Annotated in this window: 18 protein-coding genes; 12 read left to right on the top strand and 6 right to left on the bottom strand. The window is 36.9% G+C overall.

What is annotated here, in order from left to right; translation table 11 throughout:
* Position 1: 1 nt before the first annotated feature.
* From DXD78_RS08855 to DXD78_RS08795, 12 genes are all read left to right on the top strand, one after another.
* Complete coding sequence (locus DXD78_RS08855; protein ID WP_009036647.1) at positions 2-1,258, top strand: type II toxin-antitoxin system HipA family toxin; 1,257 nt, start codon at positions 2-4, stop codon at positions 1,256-1,258.
* A 326-nt stretch (positions 1,259-1,584) separates the two neighbouring features.
* Positions 1,585-1,815: a helix-turn-helix domain-containing protein gene (locus DXD78_RS08850; protein WP_009036648.1), complete on the top strand. Its 231-nt coding sequence runs from the start codon at positions 1,585-1,587 to the stop codon at positions 1,813-1,815.
* Between the two features lie 10 nt (positions 1,816-1,825).
* On the top strand, positions 1,826-2,911 hold the full coding sequence (locus tag DXD78_RS08845; protein ID WP_009036649.1) for a DNA cytosine methyltransferase: 1,086 nt from the start codon (positions 1,826-1,828) through the stop codon (positions 2,909-2,911).
* A 2-nt stretch (positions 2,912-2,913) separates the two neighbouring features.
* Complete coding sequence (locus DXD78_RS08840) at positions 2,914-4,431, top strand: ATP-binding protein (RefSeq protein ID WP_009036650.1); 1,518 nt, start codon at positions 2,914-2,916, stop codon at positions 4,429-4,431.
* Positions 4,406-7,297, top strand: a complete 2,892-nt coding sequence (locus tag DXD78_RS08835) for a Z1 domain-containing protein (protein WP_034528608.1) — start codon at positions 4,406-4,408, stop codon at positions 7,295-7,297. The genes DXD78_RS08840 and DXD78_RS08835 overlap by 26 nt, the downstream gene beginning before the upstream one ends.
* Entirely contained in the window at positions 7,287-8,198 is a 912-nt protein-coding gene (locus DXD78_RS08830) for a PD-(D/E)XK motif protein (RefSeq protein WP_009036652.1), read from the top strand. The genes DXD78_RS08835 and DXD78_RS08830 overlap by 11 nt, the downstream gene beginning before the upstream one ends.
* 12 nt (positions 8,199-8,210) lie before the next feature.
* Positions 8,211-10,328, top strand: coding sequence for an AIPR family protein (locus DXD78_RS08825; RefSeq protein WP_009036653.1), 2,118 nt, complete (start codon positions 8,211-8,213; stop codon positions 10,326-10,328).
* A 10-nt stretch (positions 10,329-10,338) separates the two neighbouring features.
* Entirely contained in the window at positions 10,339-11,331 is a 993-nt protein-coding gene (locus DXD78_RS08820) for a hypothetical protein (protein WP_009036654.1), read from the top strand.
* Complete coding sequence (locus DXD78_RS08815) at positions 11,328-13,133, top strand: hypothetical protein (protein ID WP_009036655.1); 1,806 nt, start codon at positions 11,328-11,330, stop codon at positions 13,131-13,133. Before DXD78_RS08820 ends, DXD78_RS08815 begins: the two co-directional genes overlap by 4 nt.
* Positions 13,134-13,136: 3 nt before the next feature.
* Positions 13,137-14,096 (top strand): hypothetical protein, encoded by a 960-nt coding sequence (locus DXD78_RS08810; protein ID WP_009036656.1) that lies wholly within the window; start codon positions 13,137-13,139, stop codon positions 14,094-14,096.
* A 336-nt stretch (positions 14,097-14,432) separates the two neighbouring features.
* A complete protein-coding gene (locus DXD78_RS08800) occupies positions 14,433-14,942 on the top strand; it encodes a very short patch repair endonuclease (RefSeq protein ID WP_009036657.1) in 510 nt (169 codons plus the stop codon).
* A 27-nt stretch (positions 14,943-14,969) separates the two neighbouring features.
* Positions 14,970-15,992, top strand: coding sequence for a virulence RhuM family protein (locus DXD78_RS08795; protein WP_009036658.1), 1,023 nt, complete (start codon positions 14,970-14,972; stop codon positions 15,990-15,992).
* A 643-nt stretch (positions 15,993-16,635) separates the two neighbouring features.
* On the opposite strand, the gene DXD78_RS08785 is transcribed toward DXD78_RS08795, so the two are convergent.
* The 6 genes from DXD78_RS08785 to DXD78_RS08755 all read right to left on the bottom strand — a co-directional run bounded on the left by DXD78_RS08785 (position 16,636) and on the right by DXD78_RS08755 (position 23,380).
* Complete coding sequence (locus tag DXD78_RS08785) at positions 16,636-17,709, bottom strand: AAA family ATPase (RefSeq protein WP_034528919.1); 1,074 nt, start codon at positions 17,707-17,709, stop codon at positions 16,636-16,638.
* A 2-nt stretch (positions 17,710-17,711) separates the two neighbouring features.
* Positions 17,712-18,089 (bottom strand): helix-turn-helix domain-containing protein, encoded by a 378-nt coding sequence (locus DXD78_RS08780; RefSeq protein WP_009036660.1) that lies wholly within the window; start codon positions 18,087-18,089, stop codon positions 17,712-17,714.
* Positions 18,090-18,210: 121 nt separating this feature from the next.
* Positions 18,211-18,999: a hypothetical protein gene (locus tag DXD78_RS08775; RefSeq protein WP_009036661.1), complete on the bottom strand. Its 789-nt coding sequence runs from the start codon at positions 18,997-18,999 to the stop codon at positions 18,211-18,213.
* 173 nt (positions 19,000-19,172) lie between these two features.
* Positions 19,173-20,285 (bottom strand): site-specific integrase, encoded by a 1,113-nt coding sequence (locus DXD78_RS08770; RefSeq protein WP_009036662.1) that lies wholly within the window; start codon positions 20,283-20,285, stop codon positions 19,173-19,175.
* Between the two features lie 115 nt (positions 20,286-20,400).
* On the bottom strand, positions 20,401-21,279 hold the full coding sequence (locus DXD78_RS08765; RefSeq protein ID WP_009036663.1) for a helix-turn-helix domain-containing protein: 879 nt from the start codon (positions 21,277-21,279) through the stop codon (positions 20,401-20,403).
* Positions 21,280-22,195: 916 nt separating this feature from the next.
* Positions 22,196-23,380: a hypothetical protein gene (locus DXD78_RS08755; RefSeq protein ID WP_233534015.1), complete on the bottom strand. Its 1,185-nt coding sequence runs from the start codon at positions 23,378-23,380 to the stop codon at positions 22,196-22,198.
* Between the last annotated feature and the right edge of the window lie 75 nt (positions 23,381-23,455).

The raw sequence follows: 23,455 nt of genomic DNA, 5'->3' as shown, positions 1-23,455 counted from the left end.
TATGAAAAAGTTGTATGTATATGCCGATTTCGATTGGCTCAAAGAAGTGGAACTCATAGGCGAATTGGGCTATGAGTCTCTTCGTGGTGCGGACAGCTATAGTTTTACGTTCAATAATGAATGGTTAAGGCAGCACAGCGATCTGTTTTTGAGTGACGACTTGAATAATTATCCCGGTCAGCAATACACGCAACCAGGTAAAGATATATTTGGTTGTTTCTCTGATGCCTTGCCCGACCGTTGGGGACGTACTTTGTTGTTGCGTCGTGAGCAAATTGTAGCGGCAGAAGAACAACGTCCCGTAAGGAGATTGTCATCTTTCGATTTCTTAACTGGTATCGATGATTTCTCTCGAATGGGTGGATTCCGTTTTAAGGAAGACCTCGATGGCGAATTTATCAATGTGAGTGAGTCATTGAAAATTCCACCTTTGACGGATATTCGGGAACTGATTGCAGCCAGTGCCGAGATAGAGAAATGTGAAGAAAACAATATGCTCCCCGATAGAAAATGGATTGCACAACTTGTGCAACCGGGAACATCATTGGGCGGTGCGAGACCTAAAGCCAATGTCGTAGATGCAGATAAGACTCTTTATGTAGCCAAGTTCCCGTCTCGCAAGGATGACTATGATGTAGGACTTTGGGAGCATTTCGGTCATTTGCTTGCCACAAAAACAGGGATAAACGCTGCAAAAACAAAAATGTTAGCAACTGGAGAAAAATATCATACATTGCTGTCACAACGCTTCGATAGAACCCAAGAAGGAAAACGCATTCATTTAGCATCTGCCATGACCTTATTGGGGCTGAGTGATGGTGACAATGCAACTACCAGGCATGGTTATCTGGATATAGTTGACTTTATTATTCAGAGCTGTACCGATGTGGAGCGAAACCTACAGGAACTATACCGTCGTGTGGCTTTCAATATATGCATAGGCAATAGTGACGACCATTTCCGCAATCATGGTTTCCTTTTGACTGCAAAAGGATGGATACTGTCTCCTGCATATGACATGAACCCCACGTTGAATGAGTATCAAAGTTTGCTTGTTTCATCAACTTCTAACAAAGCAGAGTTGAGTATTTTGCTGGATGCTTGCGAAGACTACATGCTAAACCGTAAAACAGCAGAAAAGATTATTTCGGAGGTGATTGGAGCTGTAAAAGGATGGCGCGAATTGGCAACACGATTAGGAATTTCCAAGAGAGAGATGGATATGTTTGCCGGAGTGTTGGATGAACGATGTAAGTGAGAATAACTGTTTCAGTGTGCCAAATTACCAAATAAAAACGCGCTAAATTTCCAAGAGATATGATGTTGATTTGTATGTAATTGAGTAGTGAAATGCGATTGAAGATTTGTATTATGCTGCGCGAACATAATGTTTGTGTAGCATAATTTTTTGAAAGGTGAAATTCATTGATGGAATGGATAAAAACAATACATGTGTTCTTTTGCATATCTTTATGCCAACTGTAGTCATTCCTTTAAACGATGTTTTTGTTGCTTATCTACTTGGCTATATGGGAAATTAGATGTATCTTTGTTTGCAATATAACGAGTATAATTTGAATACTGATGTCGAACAATCAACAAATAATGATGAATAGGATTAAGGCGGTACTGGCTGAAAGGCAACGAACCAATAGATGGTTGGCAACTCAAATGGGCAAATCAGAGAACACAATTTCAAGATGGTGTTCTAATAAATCGCAACCATCTATTATTCAATTGCAAGAAATAGCGAATTTGTTGGATGTTGACATTCGACAGTTGCTAACTACAACAAAAGATAATAATGACTTATGATGCTCAGCTTATGAAAAAAATCGGTATAGACATATTTTCAGGAGCAGGCGGATTAAGTCTGGGGGGGGCAATGGCGGGAATTAAGGTTCGCTATGCTATTGAGGTTAATCCTCACGCAGCCAAATCTTTTGAACTTAATCACAAAGGAGCAAAAGTAATATGTGGCGATATTCGGGATGTCAAAGCTACAGATTTCTTAAATAAAGACGAGGAAGTATTTATAATCATGGGAGGCCCTCCTTGTCAGGGATTTTCTATGTCAAATACGATGTCTCGCAATATGGACAATCCTAATAATTTATTGTTCAAAGAGTTTGTTCGTTTGGTCTCAGAAATAAAGCCTAGATGGTTTGTCCTTGAAAATGTTTGGGGAATGACTAAAATGAACAATGGAGAGACAATAGAAATGATAAAACATTGTTTTGAGGAGATAGAGCCAGGCTATAAGGTCAAATGGAAGGTTCTATGGGCTGATGAATATGGTGTTCCACAAAGACGGATGAGAATGTTTATGGTCGGAAACAACCAAGGAATTGACTTTGAGTTTCCAAAGCCTTTTGATTATAAAGTGAGTGTAGAAGAAGCTATTGGAGATTTACCTGTTTTACATAATGGTGATATGATAGATTCATTGCCTTACACTAAGTCAATAAAGGAATCTAGCCCTTATGCGCAACAGATGAGAAAAGGTTCAATAGAATCAAAGCAGAATTTTGTGTCAAAGAGTAACGACCTTGTGATGCAACGTTACAAATATATCGGTCAAGGTGAGAATTGGAGAGCTATTCCGGAGTCCTTGATGCGAAATTATTCAGACAAGACCCGTTGTCATAGTGGAATATATAAACGTCTGAAAGCAAATTGCCCTTCTGTTGTCATTTCAAACTATAGGAAGAGTATGCTAATTCATCCATATCAAGACAGAGGTTTATCGGTGAGGGAAGCGGCACGTTTACAAAGTTTTCCTGATACGTTTATCTTTCAAGGGCCTCATATGAGCATACAGCAGCAGATAGGTAATGCGGTTCCTCCGTTATTGTCTAAAGCTGTGATGGCGCAGATTCTGGAATACGATTCATCATACAATAAGGAATAACTATGGGTACTTATAGACAAAGCATTCCACAAGCTGATACTCTTATGGGGTCTATGCGTTCAATGGGGTATTCTTTCGAAGCTGCTATTGCTGATATTATTGACAATGGTATTAGTGCAAATTGCAGCGTAGTCAAACTATTCTTCCCTTCAGAACCTATTGATGATCTTGTTGTGGGAATCTTAGATGATGGAGAAGGAATGTCTGCAGGCGTCCTTTTTGAAGCTATGAGGTATGGAAGTAGGGACTCTGAACTTGAAAGAAATGCAAATGATTTGGGACGATTCGGTTTAGGAATGAAATCTGCCTCTTTGTCTCAATGTAGAATTTTGACGGTTGTCAGTTTGCAGGAAGAAAAGATTAGTAGCTATTCTTGGGATTATAATTATATTCAAAATAGAAAAGAGTGGGTGGTGAAGGAGCTGTCACAAAATGAAATAAAAGCACTTCCTTATATTCACTCTCTCCTCGAATTGCCACATGGCACGCTTGTACTATGGCAGGATTTCGATGTGTTGGAGAAATCAAGTGGTGGAATGGTTTATGATGCTCTTGTTGAACTTAAAGAATCTGTAGCCAATAATATTGCTCTGATTTTTCATAACTTTCTTTCAGCAAAAGGTAAGGGGCAGATCAAGATGTACTTGAATAAAGGGAGAATAAAACCAATGGATCCTTTCCTTGAATCACATTCTAAGACAACAACGAAGAAAGCACGTTCCATTGCTATTCGTGACAGTAAGGGTCAAGAACGGCAAATCTGGGTTAAACCATATATCTTGCCATTTGCAACAGATTTAAACGATGAATACAGAAAACTCATAGGAGGAGTAGAGACATTAAGAATCAAACAAGGTTTCTATGTTTATCGAAATAAGCGTTTGATAATTTGGGGAACTTGGTTTGGGATGAAACCGCGTGGTGAACTCACAAAAAATGCTAGAGTTAGAGTAGATATTCCGAATTCACTTGATGACATATGGAGTATTGATATAAAGAAACAAACAGCTTCTATTCCAAAGCAGATTCAGCGTCAATTGCGCCAAACAGTTATTGAAGCGATGGATATTTCTGTTAGGAAGCAAACCCATCGTGGTCGAAAAGAAAATGTTGAGGATATTGACTATATTTGGGATAGAATGGAAGGCAGAGGAAAGACTTTTTATTATCAAATCAATCGTGAGAGCAAAGTGTTCCAGATGGTGAGGGATAGAATGTCAGAAGAAGACTATACTCTGCTTGAGATGCTTTTGAAAGAAATTGAGCAAAACGTTCCGACTCAGCAGATTTACATTGACAAGTCTAATGATGCAATCAGTCAAGATGAACCAGATAATCGTGTCGATGAGATTTTCCAACTTGGGATTTATATGGTAAACTTGGCAAAATCTTTTAACAAGAAATCTATAGTCGAGATTGTTTCTGATCTGATGAAATCAGAGCCATTCTGCAAATATAAAGTTGTTGAGGAAAAACTTTTAGATAACTACAAGGATGAAATTAACAAACGAAGCATATAATAAGATTCTACTCATAATTTCCGCACGTTTGGAACTTATGAAGGAACTGTCGGGCTTTGTTCCATCTTTGGAAAATATTAAGCCTGCGATTGAAGACGCAATAGCCTTCTCTGGTATTGATTGTGATGAGGAAGACAAAAATAAATTGTTGGAAGAAATAGAATACCGAGAGAAAATCACTCATGTATTGGGCAATATTATTTATGATGATTATGAACAAAAGAAGTGGTATTTCAATGATAAAGTAGATGACAGCTATTTTTGGGAGAGATATTATCGTTATTTAAAAGAACACACTTCAATTGACGACAAAAGTATTAATCTTTTGCACGAAAAGACATTGCCTGACATAATGAATTGTTTATACAATCCAAAGGAAGAATTTGAAGGTAAACGTTTGAAGAGGGGCTTAATAATTGGTGATGTACAGTCTGGTAAAACCGCTACATATTCAGGTCTGATTTGTAAAGCTGCTGATGCAGGATATAAAGTTGTTATTCTTCTAGCTGGTATAACAGAAAGTCTTCGTCAGCAAACACAAGAACGTATTGATGAAAGTGTTGTTGGGTACACTATTCGTAAGGTTGAAAAACATATTCGCGAGGGGAAGGTAGGAGTTGGTAAAGACAACAAGCAACGTAGAGCTACTTCTTTTACTACATGTGTAAAAGATTTTGTTAAAGGGAGTAATTTGATTTCAACGACTTTATCGGAGCATAATTCTCTGGTCCTTTTTGTCGTTAAAAAAAATGTATCAGTTCTGACAAAATTGCATGATTGGTTGAAAAACCAGAATATGGATGTTCGTACAAATAGTATAAACCATCCAATGCTTCTTATTGACGATGAGGCAGACAATGCATCGGTTAATACAAAAAAAGATAATACAGATCCAACTAAGACAAACGCTATAATTCGTAAGATTTGCAATCTTTTTCAGACTGCGAATTATATTGGTTTTACTGCTACTCCATTTGCAAATGTTTTTATAGATCCGGATTCGGTGGACAGTATGAAGAATGCAGATTTGTTTCCAGAGCATTTCATATATACGTTACCGACCCCTTCCTCATATATTGGTGCCGATAAAATTTTTTATGAGGATAAAGAGTACTATCGCAATTTACGTTTTATAACTGATGTTGAAGAACCAGACTACACTTCAGATGAATATAGGACTGATTTACACGAAAATATAGAAGAACTTAATTCTGGGACATTCTACTCTCGTCACAAAAAAGAATGGAATGGAGTCTTGCCAAATTCGCTGAAGGAGTCCATCTATTGTTATTATCTGGCAAATGTTATTCGAGATTTAAGAGGACATGCCTCTAAACCAAGAAGTATGTTGGTTAATATGTCTCGTTTCATAAGGGTGCAACAGGTGATTAAGGAACATATTGAAGAAATACAGAACAACTTTATTCAAATACTAAAATACAACTTTGACGAAGATACCTCAAAGAATGCTCATCTGTCACTGTATAAAGAACTGAAACGACTTTGGAAAAAACATTTTGATAATATTACTGATATCTGTTTTATTGATGTTATAAAAAAGAAGAATTTATTAGGTGCTGTGTTCGATATTGAAGCTGATGTTCCAAAGATGGAAATTATCGTTGTTAATGGTAGTAGCGCAAGCAAATTAGATTACAAATCTAATCCTTCGTTGAGAGTAATTGCTATTGGAGGACTTGCTCTTTCGCGAGGTCTCACATTAGAGGGCTTGCTTGTAAGCTATTTCTATCGAAACACTGCAACATTTGATGTGTTGATGCAGATGGGGCGTTGGTTTGGTTATCGACCTGGTTATGCTGATTTGTTCCAAATATGGACAAGTCAAGCAAGTGCAACTTGGTATAGAGAAATAGCGACAGCCACTACCGAATTGAAAGCAGATATTAAGAAAATGTTTGAGCAACATCTTACTCCTAAAGATTTCGGCATTAAAGTTCGTGACTATTGCGACGAATTACAGATAACAGCCAACAATAAGATGCGGACCGCGTACGAATTGTTGATGATGGAATCCTACTATGGAAATATCTGTGATACCCCTTACCTTAGTGTCAAGGCGGAACATAATGAAGAGAACTGGAATCAAGTAAAATGTTTTACTGCCCACCTGTTTGAAAATGATTATAAATTTGGTTTCGCGAATGTCGACAAATACAAAGATGAGGATGTATGCTCAGATATTGATAAATCTAGATATTTTTCTGATGTGTCCAAAGAATTGGTGGTAGACTTCCTGTCTAATATAAAATGTTCATTAGTTAACATGAAATTTAACCGGCAAAACTTAATTGATTTTATTTGCGACAAAGAAACAGAAGGAGTAGATAAATGGGATATTGTTTTCGAAGGTGGTGATGGGCAGACCTTTTATGACATACCAGGACTTGAAATGATACGTTGTCCGAAACGTCAGATTGAGGAACATGATCATGTAATTCAAATTTCGAGTCGTCGTAGGATTCTTGGTTTACGAGAAGGAAAGTTCTGCTTAAGTCAAGATGAGATAGATTTGGCAGAAAAACGATGCAGAGAAGTTTGGGCGAGAGAAGGTTCTGAGTTTGGAGGACGGCATATTCCTATTAAAGCATATTTTGAGCATCTTCCACACAGAAAACCTGTATTGATAATTATGCTCATCGAACCGGTAGAGCCAGAAAATATTGAAGCCAACAAGAATGCCTTAAAATTCATAGAGAAACTTAATGGCAATAAAATGATAGCTTTTGCTATTGGTTTTCCTGGATTAAAAGAAACAGGTAAAACCAAGAAATATAAAGTTAATAAAACATATTATCAGCTTAACATGCTTGATGAACCAGACGAAATAGAAGAGGATGAAGAATAAATTATCTACAACATTCTCGCAAGGATTCCAAAGCGGAGCTTTTATCCGTGTTGGTGAAAACCGCGACCTCAGTCTTTTTGTAGGAAAGGATGAGAAAGGAAACTATGCCTTTGATTTTAGAGGTACATACGTTCCAGTTAGAATAGCTCAGTCGGATGTGATTACAGTACAGCAGGGAAAGAGTGGCGAGAATTATATTCTTCGCTTTTCACTCTGTAATTCAGAGCTGCTGGAATATTTTAGTACGTTTTGCCAGGATTTGCTCGATTCTACGGAAGCTATTAAGGACGATGAAGATGCTTATAAAACACTTTGTTCAAGATATTTCTCATGGAAAAAATTGTTCCGACCAAATAATGGTGGAATGAATGACAATGAGGTAATGGGGTTGATAGGCGAACTGCTTTTTATGCAGGATTATATGATTCCTCACTATGGTGTGAATATGGCATTAGATAGCTGGATGGGTCCAGAAAAGACCCATAAGGATTATTCTACAGAGAGTGTTTGGTATGAGATAAAGGCAATAAGTGCAGGCAAAGATTCTGTAAAGATTTCATCACTTGAGCAACTGGATGGAGATGACGAGGGCTATCTTGCTATTTATTGTTTGGAAAAGATGAGTCCAACATTCAGTGGTATAAAATTGAATGTACTGGTTCAAAACCTAATGGCAAAAATGGGGACAGCTCAAAATAGAGAGACTTTCATGTCTAAACTGAGTATGTACGCATTCGATTTCTCTCCAGAATACGACAAATTCGTATTTACGAATGTGGGATTCTCAATGTACAATGTAAGCAACGATTTCCCTCGCTTATGCAGAAAAAACATACCGAATGCAATAAACAGAATTCAGTACGAGATTTTTCTTTCTGAATTAGAAGAATATAAACTTTAAATCCGTTACACTATGGAGATTGAAGAATATAGAGCGCAATTTATTGATCAGCTTAGATTTGATGCCGATCACGAAGGAACAGAACCGGAAACTCAGTTTATTCTAAAAACATTAGAAGAACTGGAATCTATCGGGGAATTTAATGATCCGATGCCGATGTCTATTGAAATGAGAGGCAAGCGTGGTCGTATCATGGCTTTTGATGCTTATGCTTACGACGAAGCTGACAGTGCACTCATATTGATTGCAAGTGATTTTACCAATGAGCGTGATGCCGTAAACACGTTGACCAATACCCGCATCGTGGATTTGTATACTCACATGTGCAATTTCCTTGACGAAGTTGTCAACGGCAAGATGAGTGACTATTGTGACGATTCTGATCCTGCCATTATTTTAGCAAAAGAATTTCGAAAGAAAATTGGCAAAGGACTGTTGGACACAGAGATTCTTCGCTTCAAGTTTTATATTATTTCTAACTCGATTCTTAGTAAGCAGGTGAAGAGTGTCTCTCAAGAAGATTTTCTTGAGAGACCGGTAGAGTTAAATATCTGGACGCTGGAACGGCTGTTCCAAACATTTATGTCCGATGCAAGTGAGATTGTTGAGTTTGATACAAAAGATTTTGATTGCGAGGGGATTCAATATCTAAAAGCAGATTTAGGAGATAGTAGCGACTATGATGCATATCTTGGAATTGTTCCAGGAAAGTTCTTGGCAGATATCTATTTGAAATATGGGAGTAAATTATTGCAAGGCAATGTGCGGGCTTTCCTGAGTGTTCGTGGTAAGGTAAACAAGGGTATCCGAAATACTATCATTAATAGTCCAGAGAATTTCTTTACCTATAATAACGGCATTGCTATTGTTGCCCGTTCAATAGGTTTTTCTGCAGATAACACTCGAATTACTCATTTTAAGGATTTACAAATTATAAATGGTGGTCAGACAACCGCTTCGTTAGCTAATGCAATTATTCGCAAAGAGGACAAAAAAGGCATGGACAATTTGTTTGTTCCGATGAAGCTGACTGTGCTGAATGTGGACAACGATATGTCTGAGGAAGAGGTTGAACGTTATAACAATATTACTAAAACAATCTCAAAATGCGCTAATTGCCAAAATCCTGTTTCGGATGCCGATTTTTTCTCTAATCACCCATTCCATGTAATGATGGAGAAACTATCGCAAAAGGTTCTTGCTCCTCCTGTTGCAGGTAAACCATATCAGACTCGTTGGTTCTACGAGCGTTCTCGTGGAAAATGGGAACAGGAACAAATGAAACTTACACAAGCGCAACGAAAAACCTTCTGCGAGAAAAGTCCGAAAAATCAGGTTGTCAAGAAGGAAAAGCTGGCGAAATGTTTGAATACTATTCGTATGAATCCTCACCAGGTTTGTCAAAGCTCTGCCATCAACTTCAATCGTTTTGCGGATTATGTTGAAGAACTTTATGATAAATCAAAGGATAGTATTAATGAGGTGTTCTTTAAGAAAGGAATCTGCTCCGTCATTATGTTTGATGAATTGGACGTAATGATCAATAAGTCCGAATGGTATCCTAAAGGAGGAGATAAAGCTCAGATTGTGCCATACACAATTGCAAAACTGATATCAATTTTGCCAAAGGATGCCGATCTTGACTGGGTTACGATTTGGAATAAACAGACACTGTATCCGGCTCTTGCAAATGAGTTGATTCGTTTAGCTTTTGATACACAGAAGTTTTTGACAAAACAAGCTGGTGGAGGCCTTGTTAGAACGATATCCAGAACGCTTGCAGTTTGGGATGACTATAAGAAAGTTCCGTTTGAACTCTCTGACGAATTTATTAAATCCCTTGTTTCCCAAAAGGAGATTAAAACAACAGAAGCTGCTGCTAAACGAGCGCACAAATTCAATTCAAACATTGAAGCAAGCGTTGAGATATTTAATTTGGGTGCTGACTATTGGATGAGGGTTTATAACGAACTTTTAAAAGAAAATGTTCTCTCGTACGGAGACCTTGATTTTATTAAGTCTATTGCAACTAGATTTATAGCTAAAATGGTTCTTCCTTCGTCTGCCCAATGTAAGAGACTCTTGAAGATTGTCAGCAATGTTGAAGATAAGGGATATGTAATGCCGTAAATAATGTAAAATGAATTTAGAAGAATATTTTGAAACAAAAAGCAGTCAGGATTTTCCATCGGAAAAAGACTATGTTGCTATATATCGCACTTTTAAACAGTTTATGAATTCAGAGATCCATAATGAAGTTAAAGCGATTACTACAAGACTGGATAATACTGTGTATCTAAATGATCACAGTGCTAATCATGTAAAAATGGTTATGGTTAAAGTATCTTCCATACTGAAAGATTGTTCATACCTTACTCCATATGAATGCTTTATACTATTGGTCGCGATTCAAATTCATGATGCGGGACATATCTTTAATGGCAGAGACGGTCATGAAAAATCTGGCAGATATCTTCTGGAAAATTTAAACGTTGATACAATTGAGAGAAAAATTATTGGGGATATAGCTAAAGCGCATTCAGGCAAAAATGATCCGATTGGGAATTTGCCATACAAGACCTCTATCTCGGGGCATGATGTGAGAATCCGTGAACTAGCAGCTTTGTTAAGATTTGGTGATGAACTTGCGGATGAAAACAGTCGTGCGTCTTCTTACTTGCTAAAAAAGGACTTAATACCTGAGGATAGCAAATTGTATCATGCTTTCTCTGAAAGTTTGTACAACTTCAATCCAGATAAAGACAGTCATTGTATTCAGATGGGCTTTTCTCTCACTAAGAATCAAGTTCAAAATAGATATAAGAAAGGTGAGTCTTCTATTTATTTGTTGGATGAAATATATACAAGAACATTCAAGACATTCCAGGAATGTTTGTACTATAATCGTTTTGTTAGCTATGAGTATCAATTCCATTCGATTATTATTTCTATAGAATTTATAGATGAAGGGTTTGAACCTTTCTTTGATACAATATCTTATCGTATAGAGGAAAAGGGATATCCAACGTTATCAATAAATAATGTTTTTGAGTATTGTGGGGCACAATTAGAACGAAGTAACAACAAATTAACAGGTGATTATGTTCATCAATGTGTAAATAGTTCATTATGAAAGAAAATCCATTTGAAATAAAGACTCCAGAACAGAACTCCGCTCAGGATGTTGTCGATTTATTTGTTGATGTTTTTCCTGACTTTTATCAAGTATTAGAAAAAGGACATACATTTATTAATGGTCCAAGAGGTTCAGGTAAAAGTATGATGTTCCGCTACATACAACCAGATTGTCAGTGTTTAGCCAAGCATTGCCAAATATCTGAGCTGGATTATTTTGCTGTATACGTTCCTATAAAACTAACAAATATAAATATTCCTGACTTGGCGCGCCTTGAGATTCATGCCGAAATTATATTAAATGAGCACTTGTTAACGACATACGTAATGTCTAATGTGTATAAGTCGGTTGGATGCTATTTGGGGAATATATTAAATGATTATAAAGAGCAGATATGGCAATATTATAATACTGATTTTCGGGATGTTCTTTCTTACTGCGGTGTTAACAACATTGTTGAATTACCAAACGATACAGACAAGGATGGACTAACAATGATGGAGTTAATGGCAAAAGAGGTAGAACGGATAAATCGTTCCTGTCGAATCTATTGCAATAAAATAGCTTTGTCAAAAGATACTTCTATTCCATATGATGGACCAATTGTTGATTTCATAGATTTTATGAAACCACTACTTGTGTCTTTAAAATCTTTACCATTTTTCCCTCAAGATAAACCTTTGTATATTTTGATTGACGATGCTGGCTATCTAAATGTGGCTCAAACAAAGGTGTTGAACACTTGGGTGTCATATCGCACAACAAAAGACATATGTTTTAAGATCTCTACCCAGTTAGATTATAAAACACATTTGACGAATAACGAGAAAAGAATAGACGCACCTCATGATTATTCTGAGATAAACATTTCTACAGTTTATTCAAGTAGTAAAAGTAAGTATAATGAACGACTTCAAGAAATTGTTAAGAAAAGACTAAAGAGATATTTGAACCTTGATATTGAGACAAAAGATTTCTTTCCAGAGGATAAAGAACAAGAGCTAAAGATTCAAGAGATATATAATCAGATGTTGATAGATTATGCAGATCCTGAGAAAAAATATGCAGGTGGGGATGCAGCAAGACGCTATGCAAGACCTGAATATATAACACGGTTGCAACAGAATCATAAAGCAGGCTCTACATATAGCTATGCTGGTTTTGATCAACTTGTAGCTGTGTCTTCCGGTATTATTCGACATTTCTTAGCTCCTGCGCAAGAAATGTATTCGTTAGCAATTACAGAACTTGGAGCAAATGAAGATAATATTACCAGCATCAAACCTTCTATTCAAGATGAAGTTATAAAAAAATACTCTAACAACTATTTGGTTGGTGAGTTTGAAAAACTTAAAAAAGATATTGACAATAATAACACTAGGCAAATACAATTGGAAAAATTATATCGAATGATAGACTCTTTGGGACAATTATTTCATTTGCAGCTTACTTCTAATTCCTCAGAAAGAAGAGTGTTCTCTGTGGCAATTACAGATACTCCAGATGACGAAATGAATGAAATAATTGACATGGGAGAACAGCTGGGTTATTTCCATAAAAGTACAATTGGAAATAAAACAGGTACTGGAAGAAATCGCTTAATCATATTAAGTAGAATTTTGGCACCTCATTTCAAGTTGGATGCTACAAGTTTTGCCGGTTACAAATTTATGGATAGCGCCAAATTGAGAATGGCAATGATTGATACTAAGAGATTTTTAGCACAGTTTAAATTTACCGAAGATGACAGTTCTTCGGCTACTCAATTACTATTGTTTGACGGTAATAATCCTATTTAAGATATGAAAAAAATATTAATAAACAGTATAGATAAAGAGATAGTTAACGATTCTTTGTTTATTTGTAGTTCAAGTTTTGAGAAAAGATGTTTAATAATACCTAATGAGATTTCCAAGAATGAATCTATTGAGGCTGTTATTTGCTACTTTCCAAATAACTATACAGAAACAGAGAAGAATGCTGAGTGTTTAAAAGAACTATTCATAGGACGATCTTCTATCATAGAACTCTCTCTTGAGAATCCGTTGGATAATTATGATAATTTGTTTGATGCAATAACAACAAGCAAAAAAGAACACCTATATGTTGATGTATCAACATTTACTAGAGAAACATTGTTGATAATAATAAAAATCTTATCCTCTTCAATAGTTGAATTTACTGATATACATCTGTGTTATTGTCCGTCGAGTAGATACTCATCCTATGAAGAGGGTACTTCGTTACCTTGGCTTAGTAAAGGGGTAAGGACAATACGTTCTGTTGTTGGCTATTCTGGCGATATGTCACCAATAAAGGATTTGTTACTAATTATATTAGTCGGTTTTGAATATGAACGTGCTCAAACATTGATAGAGGTTTTCGAGCCTAGTAAGTTATATTTAGGTATGGCTTCGCCAACAGAAAGTCATAATGAATCTCTAAGCGAAATTAATCGTTCGAATTTCGAAAAATTACTTGAAAAAAATTCTCGAGCTTCAAATTTTCAATTCTCATGTAAAAATCTGGAGCAAAATATCAAAGAAATTGGTAAGATTGTTGACGAGAATAGGAAAGATTATAATATAGTAATCAGTCCAATGAACAATAAACTATCAACTCTTTCTATAGCGGCTATTGCCCAGAAATATCCTGATGTGCAAATTTGTTACGCTTTAGCAAATCAGTATAATACTGAATCCTATTCGAATCCGGAAGATTATATATATATGCTACCAATCGATGAAATAATAAAAAAGTAAAATGAAAATCATCAATAAACGTTGCATAAATTAGGGACATTATTTTGTGCAATATCTTTCAAGTAGCATTCGTCAAATACAATGAACGTTGTCCGGATGAACAAGCCGAAAAAATGGCTAATTTGACAAAATATGGTACTTACAATACGAAACATATATGGATGTTAAGGTACGGGATGTCCTTTGAAGATATTGAATTGTTAGAAGACTATATTGAATCAATTGATGAACGAGGAATAATAGTAACGCAAGAATTCTCGAATCTTCCACAAAAAGTAAAGGGATGTATAGATAGATTTGTAGAATAATAGATAACTGTCAGTAATATGTTAATAAATGGATAAATTGACCAAGGAACAGCGTCATCGTTGCATGTCTGCGATAAAGGGCAAGAACACGAAACCGGAATTATTGGTGAGAAAGTTCTTGTTCGGCCGTGGCTTTCGGTATAGGCTGAATCACCCACGGCTTCCAGGACATCCCGATTTGGTTTTACGTAAATACAGAACTGTTATTTTCGTAAATGGCTGCTTTTGGCACGGTCACGAAGGATGCAAATACTACGTTCTACCAAAGACAAATGTTGAGTTTTGGAAGAATAAAATTGAGCGTAATCGGAGTAGAGATATAGAGGAACGGCAACTGCTAACTTCGATGGGGTGGCATTGTATTACCATTTGGGAATGTCAGTTGAAACCGAAAGTCCGCCAACAGACTTTAGAGGCTTTAGAATACACGCTTTACCATATTTATCTTGAGGATAGAAGAATCAAATCATATGAGACAACTGAAGAAGAATATAGCATGGTGGCAGAACCCATTGAAAGTTATGGCAAATCGAAATGAATAATTGCGAAGGTGATAATTTAAATTATGGCAAAGAATATAGAAATACGAAATAGTACAGCTGAGTTTCTTATCTTCATGTTTGAAGGCAAAGAGGATGGGATTCAAGTGATGTATAAAGATGAGACCATTTGGGCAACACAAAAGGCGATGGCGCAGCTTTTTGATTGCTCCACTGACAATATTAGTCTGCACTTAAAAAACATATTCGCATCCGGAGAACTTGTCAAAGATTCAGTTACCGAGAAAAACTCGGCAACTGCCGCAGACGGGAAAAATTATCAAACAATGTTCTATAATCTTGATGCCATTATCAGTGTCGGGTATCGCGTCAATTCTGTTCGTGCCACACAGTTCCGTCAGTGGTGTACGTTTGTACTCCGTCAGTTTGCCATCCGTGGATATGTACTTGATCATAAGCGAATGGAGAACGGGGCTTTCTTAGGTGTAGATTACTTTGAACATTTGCTTGCCGAAATAAGGGAGATAAGGCTGAGTGAGCGTCGTTTTTATCAGAAACTGACCGATATTTATGCTACGGCTATAGACTATAACAAAGATGCTCCGACAACTCGTCTTTTCTTCAAAAAGGTACAGAACAAAATGCACTATGCTGTGCATGGGCATACTGCTGCGGAGTTGATAGTCGAACGAGCTGATGCGAATAAGGAACACATGGGATTGACCACTTGGGAAAACGCTCCGAATGGAAAAATTGTCAAAACAGATGTGTCTGTAGCAAAGAACTATTTGCGAGAAAAAGAATTAGAAGAAATGGGTAGGATAGTCAATGCGTCCCTTGATATGGCAGAAAGTATGGCTATGCGTCATATACCTATGACAATGGAAGATTGGGCAAAGCGAATAGACAAATTCATTAATTTATTTGAGAGCCCGATATTACAGGATAGCGGAAAGGTTTCTGCCGAATATGCCAAAGAGTTTGCTGAATCAGAGTTTGAAAAGTATAGGATCATTCAAGACCGTCTTTTTCAATCTGACTTTGATAGATTTGAAGATAATAGTCTTCCTGCATTAGATATTGAATAATTATAATGTCATTTTGAGGTTGGCAAAATCGCCTTTGGGATATGGCAGATTCATGTCGTTAAATTGTCAAGTGTTCGGACAATAGTTCTGTTTTCATCATTTAGTATCTGCATTTATGGTGACCGACGTTACTCCAGTATACCACTTAAAAGCAAGAAAAGAGTTCACATAAGAGTTCATAAAAGAACCAGTAGGGTTCATAAAAGAGTTCGTAAAAGCACTACTGAAATACACTCCAAAACCGCAATAATGCCAAATCTAGCTTGCAGAGGATTGGCAAAGTCTCACGAGCGATTTATTGCTTGGGGTATTGAGTTACCCTAACTCAATAAGATTTGTATAATGGGCAAGCCCTGTGAGCAATTAAGTATACAAATTTCGTTTTTGCGATGGCTGGCGAAAAGATAAAAGGCTCAAATAACGCCTTTTTATCACCAATCAGCTTGCTGAGAGATTTGGCACTCTCAAACGACCTATTGGTCGCTTGGGGTATTAGGCTCCCCATACAAGATAATGTCTGTACAACGGGCAAGCCCAATCAATGGCAACGACCGATTCCGTGGATTATTATGAAACCAGTCGTTGCACTTAGACTTTGACTTATATACGAATGGACACTTTTAGAATAAAGTCAAGTGGAGAGTCAATAATGGTAATCCGGCATGAACCGATAAATGCCACGGCTTTCCTGAACCACCATCCGTTTGTTCGTGAGAAACTTAATTATCTTCACAATCTTGTTGTGATTAAATTTCGTTCCTGCCAGTTCGTAGGCAGTGGTCAGTTCTTCTTCCAAAGCCTTATATCCCGAAATCATCTCTTTTCCGTCAAAAGCCAATTCGAGAGCCTTGCGATGGATGGCTTCGTGGATGTCTTTATAAGGGGAGAACGGTTCCTGCTTGGGACGACCTACGCTCTTTTTTGTCGGCACATAGTCCGGCAGAAGTTCGGGAAGTGATTGGTCATTGATGCAGAAAGCGAATGGCAGAAAGTCTTTGGAACGGGTGTGCACACTTTCCACTTTGCTGATGTTGCTGTCATCTTTGTCTTTTTCAATTTGAATGACCGTTTCCGCTTTGTTGTTGATTTCCGTGCCGATGTGCCCACGGGCATTTTCATCGCTTTTGTTCTGGTGAAGGATGGTGTGAAGATGAATCTGGTATTCGTCAGTCCACTGCATGAGTTTGGAGATTACGCACGTGGCTTCGCTCGGAGAATTAATGTCATAAACCAAGTCGCGGATTCCGTCAATCACCACGAAACCGAGACCCTCAATCTGATTGATGGCATCATCTATGATAGCCAAACGCTCCTTCGGATTGAACTTGCGTAGAGCGAGAAAATAGAAACGGTCGCAATCCTCATTAGCCGGCAACTCTGCCAGTTTCATGATACGATGCATCACAATCATACAATGGTTTTGACTTTGTTCTGTGTCGATGTAAAGGATGCGGTTCTTTCCTTCAGGGAAGTCCGTTGTGTAGTTAAGAATTTCCTTCCCTGACAAAGCTGCTGCCACCATAGCGGAAACATTGAAAGTCTTTTTGCTTTTAGCCTTGCCTATGGATGCACTGAAATTTCCCAATGTCCCGATAGGTACTCCGCCTATTTTCAGAACTTCCGGCTCCTGTTCGTACTCCTTTTCCAAACTGAGCATGGTATCTTGCCATCTTGTAGCGACCTGAGCAAGATCTTCAATGGGTGCTACCGTTTCCATACTCACCAGCTTTTAGGATTGGCTTTGCGACGTGTAGTTGCAAGCATTCGGGCGTGTTCTTCCTCTATGCTTATAGGCGTTTCTCCTTTTCTTCCGCTTTCCAACCATTTGTCCAATTCATCACGATAGACAAACAAGTGTTTTCCTTGTTTGATGATTGGAATACCACCATGTTTGGCTTTGTAATAAAAGGATGATTTCGAGATACCTAAGTATTCGCAGACTTCATCAACGGTCATTGGGACATGGGTATCCTTTTTTGCCTCGTTATGCTGCTGATGAAGTTTTTCTGCCAGCAACGTTTCCATACTTGCGATTCTCTCGCAAAGTTCTTCTACTACTTCAGGCAGGTCATTAAAGGTCAGTTTGTCTTTTTGCATATATAACATTGTTTTTGTTAAACATGCTGCAAACCAACACAATGATGTAATGCTGACAACTATCAGAAGGCAATAATATTTCAGTCTGTGTTGAATAACCCTAATCGGTTGAATTTTCTTTTTATTCTTGGGCTTCTTTCATACATTTGAAGTGATAATCTCCGGTTTTAGGAATATCAAGGGCTATTTTGCAAACTCCGCATGTTCGGAGATTTTTAGCCAGATATTTAATCGAAGCGTCTTTTAATTCATGTGGGAATATAGTATGTATGAATGTTGCTCTATCTATAAGAGAAATGCCCAATCTCTCCCCGATGTTCCATACGAAATGCATCAGGTCGATAGAACGGAGAGAATTATCTACTTTTGAACGGATTGGCTTGTATAAATCAGATTGTCCGTACGCAAAATACTCTATGTTTTCATGCAGAATTTCAAGATCTTCTTTTGAGAGAAATTCCGTCATTACAAATGTGGTATATTCATGAATGACACGCTTAATGTCTGCCTGCCTTTCGGCTTTTTTACGTTCAATTTCAGCTACACGTACTTCATAATTATCCATATAATCTTGTTTTGCAACACTTTCTGCAACTAAAATTGCCGGATTTATATCCTTGTCCTTTGGACACTCCGGATCAATCTCCTTAATTTGTTCGGGTAGAGGTCTTACTTGCTTGCCAAAAGACAAACTCAATTCATTCTTTGTAATGAATCGGAAAAAGAAACGCTGAAGTACTCCACAGGCAAGTATCATTGCCGTGATATATAAAATAACTGGAGTGGAATACTCCATCATGTCGATATGGCAATTAAGATATAAATAGGAGTCTGTTGTCCAATAAAGGATGACACTTACTGAAAGTATGAAACTGGTTCTTTGAGGAGTAATTTTAATACTATTCGTCATAAACTGATACTGTTTGAGTTCTACAATAAAACAAATGTATATGCAGATTTCCAAATAGTTGCTGTTTGTAATAGATAATCGTTCAGAATTTAAGAAAAAATATGCTCAGAGTATGATTTGATGCAAAATATCATACTCTGAGCTATAAAATGGGATTATTTGAACCTTAATTCTTACTTGCGGATTAAAGAGATTCTGTTGCTGGCTTCACGCTTGTTGCTGTCCACAACTTTCATGTACCGTTGTGTCGTGGTGATACTTCTATGTGCCATATTACTTTGAATGGTACGTATGTCTGTGCCGGCTGCTCCTTGAAGTGTTGCGTATGTTCTTCGGTAGGAGTGGAAAGTGATATTCTTGGTTATACCAGCTTCGCGAATCCACTCTTTCATGGGATGCTGTGTCCAACTTCGTTTCAATCCTTTAAATACTAATCCGGTTTTTTCCGGAGAATAGCCGATTAATTGCAGGGCTTCGTCGCTGATTGGAATGATGTCCTCTGTTTTGGTCTTTTGGGTAATTGTATGGACACATTTCCCTCCGGCTGCAAAGTCAACGATTTCATGCCATTGTAACGATAGTATATCGCTGATTCTGAGACTGGTCAAACATGAAAACAATGCTGCTGTCTTCAGAATCGGCTTTTTGCAAGGTGTCTCAGCCAATTTGTAAAGTTCTTCCACACTTAGATAGTCTTTTGGAGTATCTTCCGTTTCGATTTTATCCAAAAAGTCATTGATATTGGTTTTGATTAGCCGATTGCGATAAAGAATCTTCAAAAGTCCCCTGAATGTTGACCAATAGCCGGAAGCAGAGTTCTTTGAAATGCGGTCGTCACGCCTGAGTTGCTTGGCATTTAGCAGATACTCCCGGAACTTATTACAAAGGTCAATATCAATTTCTTCAAAAGTACATTTGCCATGAACGAAGTTGTAGAAATGGTGGTACACAAATTCCCACTTTTGGTCATGCTTGCGAAGCTGCTTGCGGTAGTATTCCAGAAAATCCGCTTTGAGTTTGTGCCTGTCAAAGAAATCATACCTGTCATTAACGATAGATTCAAAGCGTCGGCATCGGATGGCTTCCGCCTTTTCCGACATAGTTGCATTGAAGTTGCGTTCACGTTCATTCTTAGGATTGGCATAAATATAAATGTTCAATCCTTCGTGACGGATGGTTTTCATTGTTTCTTGGTCACGATACCCCGGATAATAATCTAAATAGAAAGAAAGCATCCCATGTTTCAAGGGACGTGTTCTCAATGTTACTGTTTTACATTCTAACATAGTTACAATTATTATTAGTTTATACTTGATTTGCTGCAAATGTCCGTAATGGCTTGACACAGACAATGCTCATTTTTAGAATCATTTTCTGGTCTGCCTAAATTCAGACTTAGGCTTATTTTCTGACACCCATTACATGATCAAATTCCACTTTCAGGAATCTCACGAAACGACCTTTCTTCTCACGTTTGATTTCGTGGAACTGCAGAATGCCATAGACAGAATCCCTTGTGAGATTGTATTTCTTCATGACTTCCTGCACGGTGTAGTACTCCGAAGCATTGTCTTCGGCAGTCTGCTTGGATAGGTCAAAATGTAGCTTCGAGTAGAATATCTGACCGTGTTCTTTCTTGGACGGGATGTTGTTGCGATAGACATGGGAGCGGATGGCAACCCGACTCATCCCATACTTTTGTTCTATCTCTTCGGGAGTGTACCATTCGGTCAGATCATTATCTGTCTTGTACTTGGCAAAAGCAACATCAATATGCTTTTTGCTGTAATAGTTGAACTGGCGGATTTTTACTTTTGGCACATTATACTCCCGTGTATAAGTCCATACCCATTTGGTGTTGACCTTGTATTTTTGGGCAATTTCTTCAGCAGTGTAATATTCAGCAATATCAAATTCGACTTTTGACATCACACGTTCATAAGGTTTAGATTTAAGCAAAAGTTCTATATCAGCTCTTCGAATAAAAGACATTCGTGAACTAATCCGACTTGCTCTCAACTTATCCTCTTTGACTAATTTGTAGATGTATTGACGAGAAACTCCCATCAATTTAGCTGCTTGTGAAAAGGTAAAGTACTCTTGATTTTCCAGCATCTTCTTTACCTCCAACAATTCTTGACTCTGAATGAGCTCCATTCTTCGCTCTTTCATTCGATGTTTGTAGCCTCGTTTAGAACATTGAGGACTACAATAATTGGTGGTGGTTTTCTGAGCTATAAAAGGTTTACCACACCATTGACAAATTCTTTTTACTTCCATGTTGTTTTCTCCATATTTTTAGTGAAACCATAAAGATTTAATTTCCCTTTTTGTCTCTCTACGTAAACCATTGTTCACCCATGTCGCCAAATGTGTCACTGTGACATCGGGGACAAACCCCAATTTGTTTCGCGGTAGAAATACGGTAGAAAAATATGGTGAACAACACTATCCAATCGCTATGAACTGGATTTTGGATAAATAAAAAAGCCGCTGAAATTCAGCGACTTCATTATAGTTGATTCTAATTCGTTGCGGTTAATTGCGATGTATCATTTCCCGATGCAGCATATTTACATCACTGATTATCAGCGACTATTCATTTTAATCGGTACAACCTCTGTTTTGACAAATACAAAGAATGTGTGGACAAATGCAAACCATTGTATTTCATGGTTTTGCATATACGTGTTGTACCGCCTCTTCTCAGCTCTTTTGTGGAATGTCCGCTATCAGATTCAATGTATTGGATGATAGGGCATTTCCGCAGGTATGTTCCAGAACGCTTGTTAAATGCAAAGGTAGTGGTTTTCTTGGGATTTCTGTGGTTTACGGTTGATTTTTATTCTTTGAAGGGTGTTGGATGGTGGAAAATTGGTCATAAGACCGGCTATCTTTTGTGGAATATTTATGATTCGCTTGAAAAAATGTGGGGAAATAGGTGAATTCGTTGGAAAAAGTGTAACAGATCTGATTTGTTCACATGAAAAAGTGTTGAATTATATATGTGGTAGTATCTCTTAAGGTACAGATAAATTATACCTTTTCTAATATAATATCATGTCTTACGAGGGGTGGCAAAATCCCTTTTTGAAAAAATACCCCTGTCACAGTTATCTGTACAGGGGTAAATCTTATTATCAGGACATTATGACAAGTTTTAAATCTACTAATAGAAAATATCTTATAATCTTATTCATTTGGTTTCATAAGTAATATTTAATTCTTTGAATATTCGCAGTAAATTTTTCTCGGATTTCTTTACGTCTGTACGATCAGAAGCTGTTGTCGTAGTTTCTAAATATGACTTTAATCGTTTTAATATCTCAAAGCATGACTGTATAAATATTTCTTGTTCTTTATGACTTAATTCTTTATAAAAGCGCTCATAGAATGGATAATAATTTTGTGCTACACGATAGGGGTAGTATCTAACTTCTGTTTTATGTTTAGGATCCATTAGTATAGAATGTGCATAACTAAATGCTTGCATGCATGTTGCTTTTGTTCCAAACTTTATTTCATTTTCTATAATAAAACGAGCATAGTGATTATCTATTTGATAGGTATCAAAATTCTCTATTTTTTTAGCAAAAGAATATGCTGTATCAAAATATATTTGTGCTTGTTCATAATCATATTCAGATAATTTTACAATGGCATATTGAAGCCAAAAATGTGGATTCTTATTGCACGAAGAAAGTGGCTTGATGTTTTCATAATACCTCAATATATTATGTTTATAGTTTGCATCATCTTTGTTTATGGTTTGTTGTATGTTGGTAAACATCATCATATTTTTTAAAATTCTTTTTATTTTTTCGTCATGACGATGTGCATTAAGATTACGGAAGATAGATAGCATAACATCCACAACGATTGTTGAATCAAATATTTGTTGTAATAAGACTTGGGATATTATTGAAGATTTTGATTTTATTGAATAGGTGTTAAAATCAACAAATTCTCTGACATGAGGATCTTTTTGAAAACTTGGACTATTTAATTGAGACATATTTAGACTGTATGCTAAATCCTCTAAATCAAGATCTAATTTTGATACCCTAGCAATTAGTATAAAAAGTATGGCTTCATAATAGCCATTTCGTTTTCTTATTGACGTGATTAATTTCTGAAAACTCTCTAAGATAGTTTTTGAATTGAGTAATTTAAGAATGATATTTTTAATTTGCCCTTTACATACTGTTTTAATATAATCCTCTTTTCTATCAATTCGTTCAGCGGAGAATTTATTCCAAAATCCATAATGGTCTAATATGTTTACAAATTGCTTAATTTCATTAGAGTCAAGTCTATTAAGGTCTATATTGTGAAAGTCTCCAAATAAATCACACAGACTGTTGTAATAAATATCATTCATTGCGCTGCGTTCTGAAAGAATCAAAACTTGAGTTCAACTTATAAATGCAACTTTTTGGGTGCGGATAATAAGCAA

The organism is Bacteroides sp. D20 (assembly GCF_003436255.1).
GTDB lineage: Bacteria > Bacteroidota > Bacteroidia > Bacteroidales > Bacteroidaceae > Bacteroides > Bacteroides uniformis.
The sequence above is the reverse complement of the archived record's forward strand: the minus strand, read 5'-3'. Positions and strand labels throughout refer to the sequence as shown.